Here is a 17,522-nt window from a genome sequence, read left to right on the forward strand (position 1 = left end):
AAACATTAGGCAAAATCTATAATTACTAATATAATTATTTATAGTTAATTTATATTTTAACAAAGAATGACTACCATACTTGTGATCGTTATTATAATAATGATCGCCTTATCTGCTTTATTTGCCGCTACCGAAACTGCTATTACTGCTTCTTCCCCAGGGAAGATTCATAAACTTAAAATCGCCGGTAATAAGCGTGCTAAAACAGTTTTAGAGGTTCTTAAGAAAAAAGAAAAGGTCATAGGAACTTTATTAATAGGTAATAGTTTCATCAATACTGTTTGTACCACTATTGCTACTACTCTCTTTATTAGCTTTCTTGGAGATAATGGACCCATTGTTGCTTCCGGCGTTATGGCTTTTATAATTATTGTTTTTGCCGAAGTAGTACCGAAAGCAATAGCCGTTGCTAAACCTGAACAACTAGCATTAAAAATGGCTTCAACTATCGTAATATTTTTAAAGCTTTTCAAACCTATTAATATTGCTCTTGATTACATTACAAAAATATTTTGCTTCATATTTCGTATTAATTTAAATCCTCAAATATCAGGAACGGAAGAAGTAAGAGGCGTGATTGAGCATTACCATCAAGAAGGCGGAGTTTATAAATCTGATCGTAATATGCTCGGCGGGATATTAGATATACGTAATATGACGGTATCGGAAATTATGATTCACAGAAGTAGTATTATAGCCCTTAATATCGACCTACCTCATGAAGTGATAATTAAAACTTTATTATCGGGTGCTCATACACGTATACCTTTGTGGCAAGATAATAGAGATAATATAATAGGGATTCTCAATCTAAAAGATTTGCTTAAAGCATTATACGAAAATAATAATGATGCAAAAAAAGTTGATATTAATAAACTTCTAACCCCACCTTGGTTTATCCCTGAGAATGCACTTGTAGTAGATCAGCTACATGCATTTAGAGAACGTAATAATCATTTTGCTTGTGTTGTAGATGAGTATGGTACTCTACTAGGTATTATTACTCTTGAAGATGTTATAGAAGAAATCGTAGGACCCATTACTGATGAACATGATAGACTTAATAATGAAATTATCAAGAAGTCTAATACCGAGTTCATTATAAAAGGAACTACGACTATTAGAGATATTAATCGAGAACTTGATTGGAATTTATCGGATGAAGATGCAAACACTATAGCAGGATTAATAATCCATAAAATTGCTAGAATTCCAAATCAAGGGGAAGTAATTGAAATATTTAATTTAAAGGTAATTATTTTAAAGAAAATTGCCAATAAGATTGATAGCGTAAAAATTACCGTATTACCTACTACCGAGGAAACAATAAGCAGTGAGTGAAATCGGTAATTTTTTACTGCTAACAACGATGTGCTTGTCGGTTATCGGTTTGTCTTTTGTCTTTTATATCATTCCTGCGAAAGCGAGAATCCATAAAAAATCTCTATTTTATAGACTGGATTCCCGCTTTCGCGGGAATAACAACTACCTCATTACTTTCCCCTTCTACATAGCTGCCTCATGTGCTATACTTGCCTTTTTTACCCTAGTCTATGCTTTTATTATCTCTGACTTTTCACTACAAAATGTTTTCTTAAATTCCAGTACTTTAAAACCTTTAATATATAAAATAGCCGGTAGTTGGTCGAGCCACGAAGGCTCAATGTTATTATGGTTTTGTTTATTACAAATCGTTAGTTGCTGTTATATATTTTTACTTGAAGATAACCGTCTTAAATTTTTATCTATTATTATTCTATCAGCCATACAATTATTTTTTAGCAGCTTTATTTACTTTACCTCCAATTCTTTTAACGTGTTTTCTTTCGTTCCTAAAGAAGGGTTAGGCTTAAACCCAATGCTACAAGATATTGCTTTGAGCATCCATCCTCCTCTGCTTTATTTAGGCTATGTTAGCTATGTAGTACCGTTTACTATTGTTTGTGCCTCTATGTCATTCTCATACCCACTTATGTCATGCCCGCGAAAGTGGGAATCCATTAATGACATAAAACTTCTCAAAACATTTTCCAATATCGGTATCTTATTTACTACCATAGGAATTAGCCTTGGTTCTTGGTGGGCATATAGAGAACTCGGCTGGGGCGGATTTTGGTTTTTTGATCCGGTAGAAAATATTTCACTATTTCCTTGGTTATCCGGAATTATGCTCCATCATTCTATAATTGTAACAACAAAAACCGGACGTATGCAAAACTGGACGATAATTTTATCCATCATTACTTTTTTATTGGTAATATTTAGTACTTTTTTAGTACGTTCCGGTTTTATTACCTCAATTCACTCTTTTGCATTCTCACCTGAGAGAGGAATATACTTGCTTGGGATATTTTTGATTATGGGGATTGGTAGTATTGGGTTGTATACTACCACGTCATTGCGAGGAAATACATTAGCATTGACGAAGCAATCTCAGGAAACTAACCGAGATTACCACAGCCACTTTCGTGGCTTCGCAATGACGAATTGTGGAAACTCCATACTCCTCGGTAATATATTCCTCCTTCTTAGCCTTATTGTGCTAATAGCTGCCACACTTTATCCGCCAATTTACTCTTTATTCGACGATAAACCTATTATTATTAGTGAAACATTTTTTGTTAATAATTTTATTATATTCGTTATCCCTATTCTTGGTACCATAGGATTATTTACTACCAGAAGCTCTATTAAAAAACATATTATAATTCTAATATTATCTCTAATAATTACTTATTTAATATCATTAAAAGTAACATTTAGTGTTATATCTATTTTAACTATAATCGCATCTATATTTCTTATGCTTCATAATATTCATTATCTTTTGGTTAAAACTAATTATTGTAGAAATAGACTTAAAGCAAGTAACGCTAGCATGATCCTTGGGCATTTTGGTTTTGCACTAATTAGTTTTAGTATTACTATGAATACATTATTACAAAATGAAATGGATTTTACCGGCAGAGTAGGAACAAGTAAAACATTTAACGAATTTAAAGTAACATTGCAAAATATTAAGTTTGCTCAAGGTAAAAATTATTATAGACAAATCGCTGAATTTTGGCTTGAGGATAATAGTCGTAATATAACTATATTAAAGCCGGAAAATAGGCTTTATATAGTTGAAAAGAGTTTATCGCAAGAAAGTGATATATACTCTTACTTATCATATGATCTTTACGCAGTTTTAAGTAATATAGACGGCGATATAATCCATGCTAAAATATATTACAAGCCAACGATGAGCTTTATTTGGCTTGGAATTATTCTTACCACGTCCGGTTTTTTTATTGCACTAATCAGAAAAAATTCTAGCTAATTTGAACCATCACATTTAAGGTTTAAAATTTTTATACTATTCGGATGATCAGCTCCGAATTGTTCTATCTGATTATTACGGAATTTTTCATACCAAAATTTCTTAGGTAAAGTACAACTAGCTTTAGCGGCTGCAAAATACATATTACTTATTTCATACACATTTTTCATATTTTCTTTATAGTTATTTCAATATATATTTTCAGCAGTAGCATAAGTATCTACCGCCTCTTCATTTTGATTAAGTAACACTAGTGCATTCCCTTCAGCAACAAACGTTTTTGCCAAATCTATATCCGGTGATATAATAATCTCTTTGTTAGGTCTAGTTGGATCATTAAGAAAAATTGCTTTAGCTTTTTTATTCTAGAGCTTCGGTAACATCACCTAAACCTAGTTTTGCTCTTGATTTTTGGGTAAAAATTCGTCCAAATACTTGATTTTCCTCTTTTTTACTCGACTTATTCATATCATATACTTGTTCTAATAAAGAAAGAGCTTCCTGATGTTTCTTAAGATTATTTAATACATCTAATTTAATGAGATATGAACCGGTAAGAAATAAATCTTTAGGTTTCATCCCGTTTTCAATACAAGCATTTATAGTATCGTCAATTCTTCTTAATGCTTCATAATTTTTACCTTGGATATTAAATAATTTAGCTTTTGCATAATATATAGTTGCTATGTCAGTTTGATCTACTAGATTTTGATTGAACATATCTTCAATCATTTGGATATTTTTTTCTGCTTCTTCCAGATTTCCTAGCTGAATATTGGATATAGCCGCACCGAAAACTACATTACATTTTATGGAATCATATCCTTTCACTTCATCAAATACCTGCTTAGCTTTCGTATTATATTCAATTGCTTTTTTAGGATCTGACCAAGTTCTATAATACCACCCTATGCGTCCTAAATATGCAGTATAAGCAAATTTTTCTTCATTATTCATTGTCCATAATTTAAATTTACCTTTTTGATCGTTTTTATCAAACCAATTTACTAATTTTTTTGAGTTATATAAATCGGAAGAATTAGCATATTGTATTAATAAATTTATAACTCTAAAATTTTATATATCGTATTTTGCTGCATTTCTTGTAATTAATCCGGTATAGTTTTAGCATGTCTAAAAATACGCCCCTTTACTAAACTTTTAGGTATAGAATTTAAAAGATTAGTAACACTATGTTCAATATATTCTTTATTTCCTTTATCTCCATTTATTTGTAATATTTTTTCATCTATAACATCATACATTTCAAATATCAGATTAACTTCATTAGGTTCAATATTAGAGATCAAAGCAAATTTAGAAAGCTAATAAATATAATCGTCTAGACTATGCTTATCTTCAGTAATAGAATTTAATAATTCTTTTGAAAAACTTTGATTATTAAGCAATGCTATCCAATCTAGTAATCTCTTGGCACTAGGCTTTAATTCATTGCTAACAAGTTTTATATTTAGCTCAATTTTATCCTTAGAGGCTTTTATCTTTTTCTTGTATTTCTCTAAGTTTAAACCTTGTATTTGATTTAATATTTGTGCTCCTTGAACTACGAGAATCGGATAACCTCCAAATTCTTGAGTCAAAAAATTTATTAATTCCGGATTTTTATTTTCCAATATATTTTTTGCAAGTAATGCAGCTTCCGGCTTAGTGAAAGCGTTTGCTTTGATTATGTTAGATAATAATTCATCGTCTTGGGAACAAAATATAATATTACCGTTATACTCCCAATTAATAAAATCCTCTATTTTTTTATTCTCGCCTATTTTTAAATTATCAAACACCAATAACCATTTATCTTTACTTGCTAGATAAACCATTAAATCTTTCTTCATCACTGCCATATCTTCTGAAATCACCGGTGATTTTACCTCGGTATTAATAGCTTTAGATAATTTGAGTAATTGCTGCTCTATATTTAGATTACAATCAATTAACCAAATTATGTTATAGTTATCTTTATTTTCATAAGCGTACATTCTAGCAAGCTGCGTTTTAACCCATACCGCTTACCCCTACTACAACTACACTAGATTGCTTATATTTATTAAGATTTTCTTTTAGTTTTTCCAATTGGGATACATGATTTATAAAATAGCTAACCGGTACAACTACATTGGATATTTGACTTTGAGCAAATATACTTCCGCTTATTAGAAGCATAATAATCACTAATATATATTTTTTCATAATATTTATTAGTTTTAAATTCTTAGCTGTAAAAATTTATATCTTTTCGACTCAAAGTCAATAAAACTTGAGGTTAGTGAAGGTATTGCACGGGGTGGAAAAGTAGGTGATGTCATTCTCACATAGGCGGGGGGTTGTTGTATGGCTCGTTTATGTCATTCCCGCGAAAGCGGGACTTCAGTAATTTAAAGATTATACACAATAAGTTTGTAAAATTAAAAGCTCGATTTATCTCGCTTTTTTCTGGATCCCTGCCTACGCGGGGATGACATATAGTAGGTTTTTTGAGCCATGCAACAAGGCATGTAGGCGGGAAGAAAGAACAAACAAAGCTCCCTTTTTTCAAAGAGAGCTTTTTTCTTGAGGAACTTATAAACTTGCTAATCGGGAGCAATTAGAAGTTTACACGGACTTTTAGAGTACCTTGATGTGCAGTATATTTACTTGCAATCTGAGCATCGTAACCGATTCCGTACTCCATCTTAGCATCAGATCTTATGCTTACACTTAAACCTAAATTATAAGATGTTTTAGCGGTTCTATCAGACTGGCTGATACACGGAGTAACTTGTCCGTCTAATACAGACTGAGTTTTAGATAATCTACCGTTTACTTTGTGAACCACAAAAGCGTGCACTTCCGGATATACCGCAAGATCAGTTATGTTCATAGTACCGCCGGCTACTTTAGCACCTACTATTAAATCGGTTCTATCGCTAAACTTGCTGTTAACTTGCTTGTTTGCAACTGTTGTACCGGTTTCTTTGTAGTTTTCGTCAGAAGACTTTAAGTAGCTAAGTCCTGCCATTGGAGTTACTAACACACCTTGCATTGCATTGTAATCATAACCGACTGTTAAGTTACCACCGAATGTCATGTTATTGTAATTACCGACAGCAATTTGCTTGCTCATATTACCGTTAGCATCGAAGAAGTAACGCTGACTTTTGTTCTTCACTTGGTTTAAGCTAAATATTGCACTACCTTGAGCAAAGAAGTTCTCAACAAGCTGCTGGGCACCATATAGAGAGAATGAGAAACCGTTAACGTCGGTTTTATCACCTTTCTTATAATCTTGGTGTTTTATATCAGTTTTAGTGATACCGATAGCAGCACCGATCATTAAGTTATCGTTAGCTAGCGTATCTAAACCAATTACGACACCGGTGGTTTTAGCTTTATAACCAGCTAAACCACCTTTCTTACTTTGATGTGCATCAGTATAGAAAGGTTTTGCCCATATACCGTAAGCTACATTATCAACAGCCTCGTCACCTGCAGCAACCGCAGCCGGTATTGCTCCAGCTTCAGCTCCAGCCATTTCAGCAGTTTCAGGAGTACCTAAATATCTAAGAGCACCTAATCTGTTACCAAGTTGAGCTTGGATATCTTTAGCTACATCTAATTGTGCATTAGTTACGGCCGCACTTGTATCGGTAACGATAGCTCCGACAAAGTTAGCAGAATCAGCACTATTTTTAGCTAAAAGAAGATTATTATATGCTGCAGTATTAGTTGCATTTACAAATGTTGTAACGTTCTGACCTACACCCGGTGCACCTCCAAACGGACTATTTACGATATCATTAGTAACTACGTTTTCTGCATTGTTAGTACGTGTTATTACATAATCTCGGTTAGCAGCACGTATTAAACCATAATTTACGAAACGATTACTTCCGGTTACAGCAAAGTTAGGACCTCCTAAAGTACCGTTAAATCTAGCACCACCTTGGATTAAAGTATAAGTTTGTGTATCACTGAAATTTGCATTGGCATTATCTTGTACGTTAATGGTTGTAGTGCCTGTGGTTGTTGCATTAACTTGAGCACCTTCCGCGATAACGATGTGACCTATATTACCGTTTGCTACTGTTAAAGTAGTTTCAATAGAAGTATTGTTTCCCCATGTTGAAGTACCACTTGCAAATGTTAAAGTATTTGTAAGAAGATCGATTTCACCGTTAATAGCAGTAGTACCGCCGCCTAAAACTACATTAGAATTTAAAATACCTAAGTCATAAGTACCAAAGTCTATGACTTGTGAATAAATATTTCCTTGTAATCCTGCACCATTATCACTACCTGTAAATCTAACAGAAGCTACAGGAGTACCTGAATCACCTATATTACCGACGAATGCATTACCTAAATAAGTTACAGTACCGTTATTAGCTTTAGTAGTAACAATCATACTTGTAGAATTAGAAAATATACCATCAGCAAATCTTACATTAGCATTACCGTTAACACTTCCAAGAGTAATTTTACCGTCAAAATCTGTTCCGGCTATACCGCCTGTAGTAACAGTTACACCGTCATTAATTGTTGCGTTAGTTGCAATAATATTACCTAAGTTGTTATAGTCTGTAGTAAACGTTACTTGCTTTAACTGTGAAGCGCCAATACCTGTGCCTAAACCATAAACTGTACCAGGGGTATTAGGAATACCACCGCTAAGTGTGACAGTACCTTGATTATTGTTTATAGTACCAATACCTGCATATAATGTAGTAGCATTAACGATTATGCCGTTATCGCTTCCAAGACCTAGACCTACGATATTATTTTGATCACCGATTACTTGACCGTTAGCGATGACACTATCAACACCTAAAACAATCACGCTAGGAACATCAAAACCTGTAGCTGTTTTATTACCTACGGTACTTCTAATTGTTAAAGGAATTGCGTTGTCTGCATCATTGAATGAAATGCCGTTAGGTAAGAATAAAGCTGTACCTAAACTTGCATTTTCAAAAGCAATCGTATCAGTCATAGCACCATGATAACCTGCATTACCTATCTCATTTATCACTACGTTACCGGGACCAGAAACCGTTATTTGTCTTAAATTATTAACAGGTACAGCTTGTTTGTTTAATGTTACGGTAACAGGACCGGTGTTAACGAATTCTACTATACCGGTACCATCGGCAGATGCAACAAAGTCTGCAGTATAGTTACCACCGAGTTGTAAGGTAGAATTAGCTTTAATTGTAGTTCCACCGTTAAATGTTGCATTACCTAAGAACTTAACAGTAGTACCGTGACCTAATTCTACAGTATTAAACTTATTACCTTGTTGTCCACCGACTGTACCGCTTACTATATTTATTCCACCGGCATCAAAGACGAAAGAACCTACGTTAGCATCGGTAGTAGTAATATTAGTAGCATATAAGTTTACACCTTCACCAACATTTAATATAGTATCAGCATGAACCCCTTTAGATCCAAAATTAATTTCTGCAAGTGGATTTGCAGCACTACCTAAATTTGTACCGGCTGCAAGAGTTGTATTATCATTTACAACAGGATTAAATATTATTTTACCTTGACCGGCAGCATTTGTAGTTCTTGTTATTAAATAAGCATTATGAGCGAATTGTACTGAACCGTTATTTCCAATAACTAACTCGTTAATAGCAACATTACCGCCATTTAAAGCTGTTTTACTTGAGCCAACATTAAATTGTCCAAGAGTTTTATTATTAGCTCCAATAGTACCGCTAATAGTTAAAGTTTGAGCATTTGTTAGGCTACTCGCATCAACAACGCCTGTTTGATCAGTAGCTATAGCTAAATCAAAATCAACTAAAATATTATTTTGAGTGCTTATTAATTTAATAGTACCACCGTTAGCCTGGAAATTAATCGTTCCACCAACATTAGCACCGATAATATTTGCTCCACCAAGTGTTAATGTTTTTGTAGCATCGTTAGCTAAAGTAATGCCTTGTAACGCAGCAGCACCGCCACCGTTACCTATATCGCCGGTAATTGTAGCACTACCGTCTAAGGTAATAGTACCGGCTGCAAGAGCACCGACGACAACAGCAGTTTGGTTAACTTTACCGTTTATAACTGTACCGTCAGCAAGTTTAAAGACAGAACCGGCATTTCCTAAACGTAACTCGGCAGTATGTGTTCCTGATAATTGGACAACTCCGACACCTGATGCTTCAATTGCTGTAATATTATTTGTCACCGCAACATTTGCATCTGTACTAGCACTTGCTAAAGTACCGTTAGCAGCAAAAGTTATCACACCTGCAGTGTTACCGGGATTTCTAGCATCACCTGTAAAATTACCGGTAAGGGTCATAGTATCAGGAACTGTAATCTGTGCTGCAAGATTACCGAAATCAGTAGTACCAAAGTTTGAGTTTTGGGTTATTGCAACTTGAGAAGCTTCTGTTTTAAAGGCAGTAGTACCGTCTGTACCAACGTCAACTATGTGTCCAAAATTTACTTGTCCGCCTGCATTAGCACTTTGTATAACCATGTCTTTAGCATAAACTTGTCCAGCGATTGTTGCTGCATTACCATTATCTACGCTAACAATAAATCCTGCAGCTCTACCTGCGCCATTATTAGTACCTATTACTGCATTAGCAGGGCCTGCATTAGCTATAAGTTGACCAACTACTGCAACAGTGTTAAATTCGATAATACCTTTTAGATTACCGCCTAAACTTCCTGTAACGTTAAAGTCGGTAGCAGCACCATGCTTACTTAATAATACTAATCTACCCGTACCGTCTGTTCCATTAAAATTAATAGTAGCACCACCTGCTTGTAAATTTAAAGCATTAACATTAGTAGCATCAGTATTGAACATGAAACCTTGATCGTCACCGATATTAATTGCCTTAACAGTAGCAAAACTTTTATCTGAAACTTGAATAAATCCATTAGTAACATTTAATGTACTGTTAGCACCATTAGCTATTACAGCATTATTTCCAAGTATAAGAGGCGCTTTTTGAGTTGTAGGATTTGCTAAATTAAATTCTAATGTAGAAGCCGCAGCACCGAAGTCTATTCTTCCTACACCGCTAAGATCATTATTGGCAATAGCAGCACCACCATTAAATTGTGCAACAACATTTTGAGCATTTTTTGTAACAGCAGCTTGTGCATTAGTAATACCTTGACCTGTTATAGTAAGAGTTTTACCGGCATCAAGCATAAGGTCAAAGAAGTTACCTTTATTAGCAACATTAGTGATGAACCCTAAGGTAGTATCTGCACTCACTGTCACTGCTAAATTGTTTGCAGTATCTAAAAACAAACCGTTAAAACTACCGGCTGGAGTATTTAAATTAATACCATTATTAGCATTAGCAGTAATAACTGCATTTAGAGCAACCGCAACATTTACAGGAGGAACGGCGGCAGTTTGGTCAAATCCCGCACCATCAACAGTTGTAGCAACTCCGTTTGTTGTTCTATTCTGCTGTATAGCAGCACCCATAGCTGAACCTGCAAAACTGGCTACTATGGTAGCTGTAGAAGCAGTTACCAACCCTGCGGAAATTAATTTTTTTAGAAAATTTGGTTTTTGAGCCATAATTTTTGTCCTATATTTAAGTTAAAATTTAGTACCTAGTATTAAAACAAACTTATCAAGCGTGAGTCAAGATATCCCACATTTGATAAGGAAATAACCTAATATTTTGTTTCAATAGTTTCTAAACTACGGGCTGAGCATACTATATATTGTATATAATTACAAGCATCACTATAGTTTTTTTATAAAGTTTTAATAAATGTTATATTTTTACCACATTGGCGTTATGCCTTATCAGTGTCATCCCGTGGCTTGACCGCGGGATCCAAAAAAAAATAACTTAATAAGTATATATTTTTGATTTTTTTATATGGATACCGCTACAAGCTCGCAGTATGACACCAAGAACTGGATCCCGTGGTCAAGTCACAGGATGACAAACTAATTATCCCCCTACTCTTCGTTAAATATTAGCACTGCAGCAGTATTTGTCCATTTTAGCATTTCGTCGTATTTAGTATGCCAAATATGCATAATTTCTTTTTCATATTCTACAATTTGCTCTTCTAATCCTTCAAATTGTTTCACCATTTGACATGCTTTAGAAAGTATCATGTCATTAGTAACGTCAAAAACTTTTTTCAAATGACGATCTTGTTCTTCTTTATAATTTAAATGAGCTGCTCTACCAAGCTCGGCATCTTTATGCATATCTTCACTTCTTATCTGTATTTCAAAATTACGTTTAGAGTGTAAAAGCTGCATTATATTATGAAGAGACTGATAGCCGTTGCTTTTTGGTCTATTGATATAATCTTTGGTGTATAACCAATCTAAATGCGGAGAACTCTTAACTACGTCCAAAGCATTATAGCATAGAGCTTTAGATTTAACTATAATCCTACATGCAATTAAGTCTTTCAATGCATCAATCGGTACTTCTTTCCTTTTCATCTTTTTTAAAACAGAATAAGGTTCTTTAAGACGCATATATATCTCATTTTCTATGTCTGCTTTATTTAAATCTTCTTTAAGCAGATTAATAATATCACAAATCAAATCCCCTCCTGCTACCTAAAATTCTCTATATCTCTATTCTTAGTAAATATTACCCTATAGCTTTTAGAACTTAAATCCACAAGACTGTTCATAACACTATTCAAGTAATTTATAAAATTAATTCTTTAACTAAAAATTAAAAAACAGATTAATAGTAAAAATAAATTTTTTTCAATATAATTGTTTAATTAATTTTAACTTAGATTAATTGGATAAGTTCCTTAATAGCCATTTTACGGCTAAATACCTGCCGTTGTGCAGTTCCGTTGTCATCCCGTGGCTTATGACCACGGGATCTTGCATCACAGACTGTGTCCTAAGATACCGTGGTCGAGCCGCGGTATGACATTAAATGAATAATAGCATTAAGCAATAAACAAGTCAGAAAATTTATCTATAGAACTTTCCGAAACACTACCTAGAACTTCAGACATTTTGTTAAATTCTCCGGTACATTCAAGCACTATATCTACGCCTGCATCTAAAACTTCTTTGGTTATATCTGCCATGCTACCGCTTAAAGCTTTCATATCTATTGCATCGGAAATAATAAGCCCTTTAAAGTCGATATTATTTTTAATATAGTCTATCACTTTTTTTGATAGGGTAGCAGGATTTTCAGGATCAAGAGCTTTGTAAATTATATGTGCCGTCATAGCAAGTTTAATATTATCGTGCTTCGCTAGCTTCTTAAATACTTTAAAGTCTGTTTTTGCTAACTCTTCTATATCAGCATCGACAATCGGTAATTTTTTATGGCTATCCACCGTAGCTCTACCATGGCCCGGAATATGTTTTATACAAGCCCCGACTTTCTCTTCTTGTAATCCGTCTATAGCAGCTAAACATAAAGGCACGACTACTTCTGGATCCCCGCCGAAACTTCTATCGCCGACTATCTTGTCTGCTCCTTCGTGGATCAAATCCGCTACCGGTGCAAAATCTAGATTAATGCCTACTGTTCTCAGCTCTTTCGCAATATCACTATAATTTTGTTTACATGCTTGGGGATCAGTAAAAGTTTGAGCAGCCGGAGCGTCATAAAAAGTCGGTGCTATGAGCCTTTTTACCCTACCGCCTTCTTGATCTATAGAGATGATAGTATTTTCCCCTAATACTTCTTTTATATCTGCAATAAGCTTAATAAGGGCTTCTTTATCCTGCGCACCGTTATCATTCTTTCTAATATTACGACGGAATAAAATTACACCTAAAGGATTATGCTCTTCAAATAATTCTTTTTCGGCATCGGTTAATTCAGGACCAGATATACCTATAATTACTGGCTTTACCATTTGTCTTATTGCCATAATATGCTCTTTTCTTTAAAATGTGATATGACAAGTACTATACGCACGTCATCGAGGAATCGGCAAGAATTTTTTTTATTTGAAGAGACAAATTATGAAAGTTGGTAAGTAATATATCGATTCTAGCGGTAGAAAGAGATGTAATATCTTTATTTAAAGATTTTTGGAGTAGATCAATATCATTAGCAGTATAATATTTTCTATTATTTATTTTATAATTAGATAAATCAGGGCTTTTTGTCTCTAGATATCTTAATTGATGTAAAGCAATATTTAAATGCTTAATCACTTCACTAGCAGAATAATATTTTTTTGTTAGCTTATTGTTTGTCATATACTCCGAATACAGATTTTGTTGCATGGCTCGTTTTATGTCATTCCCGCGTAGGCGGGAGTCCCAAAAAATAACCTTAATATTGATACAAATTATTGACAAAATAAACCTAAAAAAACAAGTTTTTATAGGTTTTACTGGATTCCCGCTTTCGCGGGAATGACATAAAACGAGCCATGCAACAAGCCAACAAATTATAACGAAGTTCATCGAGTAGATTCATTAATTAAAGCTTTTAATTTAGAAGAAGGGACAAAACGTAAATTCTTTTTTGATTCTATAATTACCGGTGCTTTGGTATGAAAATTTATTCCAGGACGTGGATTTTTTTGTTTAATCTCAAAGCTACCAAAATTCTTTAAAGTTAATTTTTGCTCTTTTGCTATTTCTAAAATATTAGAAAAAACCGTATGAACTATTTCCTCGCATAAATTATTTGGAAAACCCAATTTAGAGCTTAACATAGCTGCAATTTTTTCTTTGGTAATAGTCATAAATAATACCGATTTTTAAGGGTATATTGTCCGCAGTCATTGCGAGGAGAAACTATAAGTTTCGACGAAGCAATCTCAGGAGTTTATCCTACTTTATGAGATTGCCGCGTCGATATTACGCATCTCCTCGCAATGACGTTAAAAAATTACGAATTTGCTTTTTCTTTATCGTTACTATATTCGTTAATATTTTTATTTAGCTCTTCTAATTTATCCACTAGGTGCTGACGTATTTTTTCTTGCTTCTTGCTGCCTGCTTTTTTATAATCTTCCATTTTTGCTTTTACAGCATCTATAGATTTTTGCAGTTCTTCACCTTTTTTATCTTTCTGATCTTTTACATTCTTTTTTATCTCTGCAACGCTTTGGGCTATCTGATCATAAGTATTGCTTAAGGTCTGATTAAATTTATCAACTCCCGTTTGTGCTAGGTTTGTTAAATTGTCTTTTAATTCCTGTAAGTTTTCGGTAATTGTTTTTGTACTGCTTGTAGCTACTTCTTCAGTTTGCACTTCATTTGCTTTTGTGTCATCCTTGGTAGGCAAATCTGCAAAAATACTAGGTGTTAATAATAAAGTAGCGGTAGCACCTAATGTTATTAAAATTTTTTTCATTATATTCTCTAATTATTTATGTTTATTATTATATTGTTCAACTTTCTTACTTAAATCATCAAGTTTTTTCACAAGAGTTTGTCTATATTCTTCCACTTTATCATCTTTAATTTTCTGATAATCCTGTAACTCTTTCGTTAAATTTTTATATTGCTCTTTTATAGTTTCTAAAGAATGGTCTTTACTATCCTTAGCATGTTCCTCTAAATCATTAATTTTGACGGATAATTTATCCGCTACTTCATGACATTTTTTATTAAAATCGACAGTAATAATTTTAGCAGAGTCCTTAAGATTTTTATGTAATTCTTCAAGTGCTTCACTTATAGTTCTCATAAAACCTCTTTATTGAAATAGTTAATAAAAATTAAACTTAAGTATTATATATACCGGTATCATAAATAATATAATTATAAAAAGCAATTTTAAAAAGTACATATTGAATATATAGTTATTGTATCAAATAAATTTGAGGGTGTTATGACATTAGAACTAGGAAAAAAAGTGCCTGATTTATCTTTACACATAGGTCAAGATAACGTAATTAAACTATCGGATTTAAAAGGAAAATTCGTAATATTATACTTTTATCCGAAAGACGATACACCTGGATGTACTATTGAAGCACAAGATTTTAACAAGCTAAAACCGGAATTCGATAAACTTAATACGGTAATTATCGGAGTATCCAAAGATAAGCTTGACTCTCATGATAAATTTAAAGAAAAATATAGTTTAGAATTTGATTTAGCCTCTGATGCAAATTCAAATTTATGCGAACAATTAGGGGTATGGATAGAAAAATCAATGTTCGGTAAAAAATATATGGGTATTGATAGAGCTACGTTTTTACTTGATAAGGAAGGCATAGTCAAGCATATTTGGCGGTCGGTAAATGCTAAAAATCACGCTCAAGAAGTACTTGAGAAATTACAGACTATGCTTTCTTAAAATGTCATACCGTGGCTCATTTTTTTATCATTGCGAAGAAATTGCATAGCAATTGACGAAGCAATCTCAGGATATTTGACGAGATTGCCACGCAGCCTACGGCTGCTCGCAATGACGTTTCATTTCTTCCATCTATTGTGAAACCAAAACCATTGAGAAGGATTTTGCTTAACCCATTCTCCTAGCATTTGATTAATATTAAGCATAATATTATAGCAATCGGCTTTATTATCGCCGGTTTGCTCAAACTTTAATTGCGGGTGAACTATTACTTTAAAATAACTGCCTTTAGTTCTAATGATTTGGCAAGGTATAATTGGATATTTATACTGCAAAGCAATTTTAGCGATGGCGCTTGCAGTCATAGCAGGATGCCCTAAAAAAGGCACTTCAATTCCATCGTTCATTTTTTGATCAACAAGCATAACAATAGCTTTACTCTCCTTGATAGCCCTGACTAAAGCTCTGCTACCTTCAGGACCTTTCGGTATAAGTTTTAATTTATCACCGGCACGACTTTCATTAACCAACTTGTTAACATACGGGTTATTTGCTTTACGATAAATTACGGCAACTTTCGGATAAAATTTATGAAGAATCCTAAGACTAATATCCCAATTGGCAAAGTGACCGCTAAATAATAAAAAAGGTTGTCCTTCAAGTTTTTTAATATTTGCTATGCCGATTATTTCGATTCTACGCTCTAACTCGGCTTCATCCATCTTGCCAACATATGTAAATTCACCGATAAACCTACCGAAATTATCCCAAGTTTGATCTATGATTTTTTCAACATCACACATATCGCCGAATACTACTTTAATATTTCGTCTAGCAATTTTATTAACAGCACATAATATACCGACTTTTCTTGCTATAAAACTACAAATATCCGCCGCTTTATCTACACCGAATATTCCTATTACTTTCAGGAATATAACAACGATAAAATACTCAATTAAATATCTGAGCTTTTTTAAAAATTTTTTCATTTAATAAATCAGGATTATTTATAGATAATTCTACATCTAGACAGACAATATTATTATTTAAATCATTAAACTTAACATGATCTTTTCTTGTAGTAACTAAGGTAGCATTATGCTCTTTAGCTAATGAATATAAATTTTCTAAATCTGCTTGTAAATAATTATAATGATCAGGAAAAATTTTGTAACCGGTTATATTTAATCCGTAATTTTTTAAAGTCGCAAAGAAACGCTCAGGATTACCGATACCGCTAAAAGCAAAATAATTTTTAGTTTTATCTATATTATTTGAAGGAACTATTTGAGCATTTATTAACTTATTGACATAAGGAGTTAAAATATTCGGTATTTTATCTTGGTGACTACTGACTAAAAAAATTAAATCAGCTGCATCAAGGGCTTTATTTGGATATTGTCTTAAAGGACCGGCAGGAATTAGAAAACCGTTGCCGAAAAGCCTTTGGCTATCTACTGAGACTATAGTAAAGTCTTTATGAAAATAAGGATTTTGTAGGAAATCATCAACTATTATTATATCAGGTTTAAGTTCGTTAATTAACGGCACAATCTCTTTAATATTTTTAGCAGCAATAACTGCTCCGTACTTTGCAAGTATTACCCCCTCATCTCCTGCCTCTAATGCTGTATGTCCTTGATGTATGGTAGTTGCACTTTTAAGGTTACTACCATAAGCCTTAGTTACTATTACAAAACTTACATTTCTAGCTTTTAGTAATTTGGCTAGATACATTACTATCTGCGTCTTACCCGTACCTCCTACGCTACAATTACCAACACAAATAACTTTAGCAGGCAACATAATAGGACGTGCTAAACTAGCTCGTAAATAGCCTAAAAATTGATATATCAAGCTTATAGGCAAAAACAAATAAGCTATAATATTTCGCTTCTGCCAAAATTCAGGATATAAAAATTTGATCATAG

Annotated in this window: 17 protein-coding genes; 3 read left to right on the forward strand and 14 right to left on the reverse strand. The window is 33.3% G+C overall.

Annotation, left to right across the window (positions count from 1 at the left end):
- The first annotated feature begins 66 nt into the window (after positions 1-66).
- Positions 67-1,341, forward strand: a complete 1,275-nt coding sequence (locus RGRA_RS0106860) for an HlyC/CorC family transporter (RefSeq protein ID WP_017442551.1) — start codon at positions 67-69, stop codon at positions 1,339-1,341.
- On the forward strand, positions 1,334-3,322 hold the full coding sequence (locus RGRA_RS0106865; protein ID WP_084520613.1) for a heme lyase CcmF/NrfE family subunit: 1,989 nt from the start codon (positions 1,334-1,336) through the stop codon (positions 3,320-3,322). Before RGRA_RS0106860 ends, RGRA_RS0106865 begins: the two co-directional genes overlap by 8 nt.
- Here RGRA_RS0106865 and RGRA_RS12405 read toward each other — a convergent pair.
- The 12 genes from RGRA_RS12405 to RGRA_RS0106940 all read right to left on the reverse strand — a co-directional run bounded on the left by RGRA_RS12405 (position 3,319) and on the right by RGRA_RS0106940 (position 14,973).
- Complete coding sequence (locus RGRA_RS12405) at positions 3,319-3,492, reverse strand: hypothetical protein (protein ID WP_016728323.1); 174 nt, start codon at positions 3,490-3,492, stop codon at positions 3,319-3,321. The genes RGRA_RS0106865 and RGRA_RS12405 overlap by 4 nt on opposite strands.
- Before the next feature lie 190 nt (positions 3,493-3,682).
- On the reverse strand, positions 3,683-4,279 hold the full coding sequence (locus RGRA_RS13860) for a tetratricopeptide repeat protein (RefSeq protein WP_017442554.1): 597 nt from the start codon (positions 4,277-4,279) through the stop codon (positions 3,683-3,685).
- A gap of 152 nt (positions 4,280-4,431) precedes the next feature.
- Complete coding sequence (locus RGRA_RS09415) at positions 4,432-4,632, reverse strand: hypothetical protein (protein WP_017442555.1); 201 nt, start codon at positions 4,630-4,632, stop codon at positions 4,432-4,434.
- Between the two features lie 15 nt (positions 4,633-4,647).
- Entirely contained in the window at positions 4,648-5,319 is a 672-nt protein-coding gene (locus tag RGRA_RS0106895; RefSeq protein ID WP_017442556.1) for a hypothetical protein, read from the reverse strand.
- A 16-nt stretch (positions 5,320-5,335) separates the two neighbouring features.
- A complete protein-coding gene (locus RGRA_RS0106900) occupies positions 5,336-5,530 on the reverse strand; it encodes a hypothetical protein (RefSeq protein ID WP_017442557.1) in 195 nt (64 codons plus the stop codon).
- 394 nt (positions 5,531-5,924) lie between these two features.
- Positions 5,925-10,886: an outer membrane protein OmpB gene (gene ompB, locus RGRA_RS0106910; RefSeq protein WP_017442558.1), complete on the reverse strand. Its 4,962-nt coding sequence runs from the start codon at positions 10,884-10,886 to the stop codon at positions 5,925-5,927.
- 393 nt (positions 10,887-11,279) lie between these two features.
- On the reverse strand, positions 11,280-11,885 hold the full coding sequence (locus RGRA_RS0106915) for a guanosine polyphosphate pyrophosphohydrolase (RefSeq protein WP_017442559.1): 606 nt from the start codon (positions 11,883-11,885) through the stop codon (positions 11,280-11,282).
- A gap of 365 nt (positions 11,886-12,250) precedes the next feature.
- Positions 12,251-13,195 carry a beta-N-acetylhexosaminidase gene (gene nagZ, locus RGRA_RS0106920; protein ID WP_017442560.1) on the reverse strand — a complete coding sequence of 315 codons (945 nt, stop codon included), beginning with the start codon at positions 13,193-13,195 and terminating at the stop codon, positions 12,251-12,253.
- A 37-nt stretch (positions 13,196-13,232) separates the two neighbouring features.
- Complete coding sequence (locus RGRA_RS0106925; RefSeq protein WP_014364966.1) at positions 13,233-13,529, reverse strand: MerR family transcriptional regulator; 297 nt, start codon at positions 13,527-13,529, stop codon at positions 13,233-13,235.
- Positions 13,530-13,735: 206 nt separating this feature from the next.
- The gene (locus RGRA_RS0106930) at positions 13,736-14,023 is read right to left on the reverse strand and encodes an HU family DNA-binding protein (RefSeq protein WP_017442561.1); all 288 of its coding nucleotides are present in this window, start codon (positions 14,021-14,023) and stop codon (positions 13,736-13,738) included.
- 146 nt (positions 14,024-14,169) lie between these two features.
- Positions 14,170-14,637 (reverse strand): hypothetical protein, encoded by a 468-nt coding sequence (locus tag RGRA_RS0106935; protein ID WP_017442562.1) that lies wholly within the window; start codon positions 14,635-14,637, stop codon positions 14,170-14,172.
- Between the two features lie 12 nt (positions 14,638-14,649).
- Positions 14,650-14,973: a hypothetical protein gene (locus RGRA_RS0106940; protein WP_017442563.1), complete on the reverse strand. Its 324-nt coding sequence runs from the start codon at positions 14,971-14,973 to the stop codon at positions 14,650-14,652.
- Positions 14,974-15,117: 144 nt separating this feature from the next.
- Here RGRA_RS0106940 and bcp point away from each other — a divergent pair, with 144 nt between their 5' ends.
- Positions 15,118-15,588, forward strand: a complete 471-nt coding sequence (bcp, locus tag RGRA_RS0106945) for a thioredoxin-dependent thiol peroxidase (RefSeq protein ID WP_017442564.1) — start codon at positions 15,118-15,120, stop codon at positions 15,586-15,588.
- A gap of 119 nt (positions 15,589-15,707) precedes the next feature.
- On the opposite strand, the gene RGRA_RS0106950 is transcribed toward bcp, so the two are convergent.
- Positions 15,708-16,580: a lipid A biosynthesis lauroyl acyltransferase gene (locus RGRA_RS0106950; RefSeq protein WP_017442565.1), complete on the reverse strand. Its 873-nt coding sequence runs from the start codon at positions 16,578-16,580 to the stop codon at positions 15,708-15,710.
- Positions 16,543-17,520 (reverse strand): tetraacyldisaccharide 4'-kinase, encoded by a 978-nt coding sequence (gene lpxK, locus RGRA_RS0106955; protein ID WP_017442566.1) that lies wholly within the window; start codon positions 17,518-17,520, stop codon positions 16,543-16,545. The genes RGRA_RS0106950 and lpxK overlap by 38 nt, the downstream gene beginning before the upstream one ends.
- Between the last annotated feature and the right edge of the window lie 2 nt (positions 17,521-17,522).

The sequence above is a fragment of the Rickettsia gravesii BWI-1 genome (genome assembly GCF_000485845.1).
Lineage (GTDB): Bacteria > Pseudomonadota > Alphaproteobacteria > Rickettsiales > Rickettsiaceae > Rickettsia > Rickettsia rickettsii.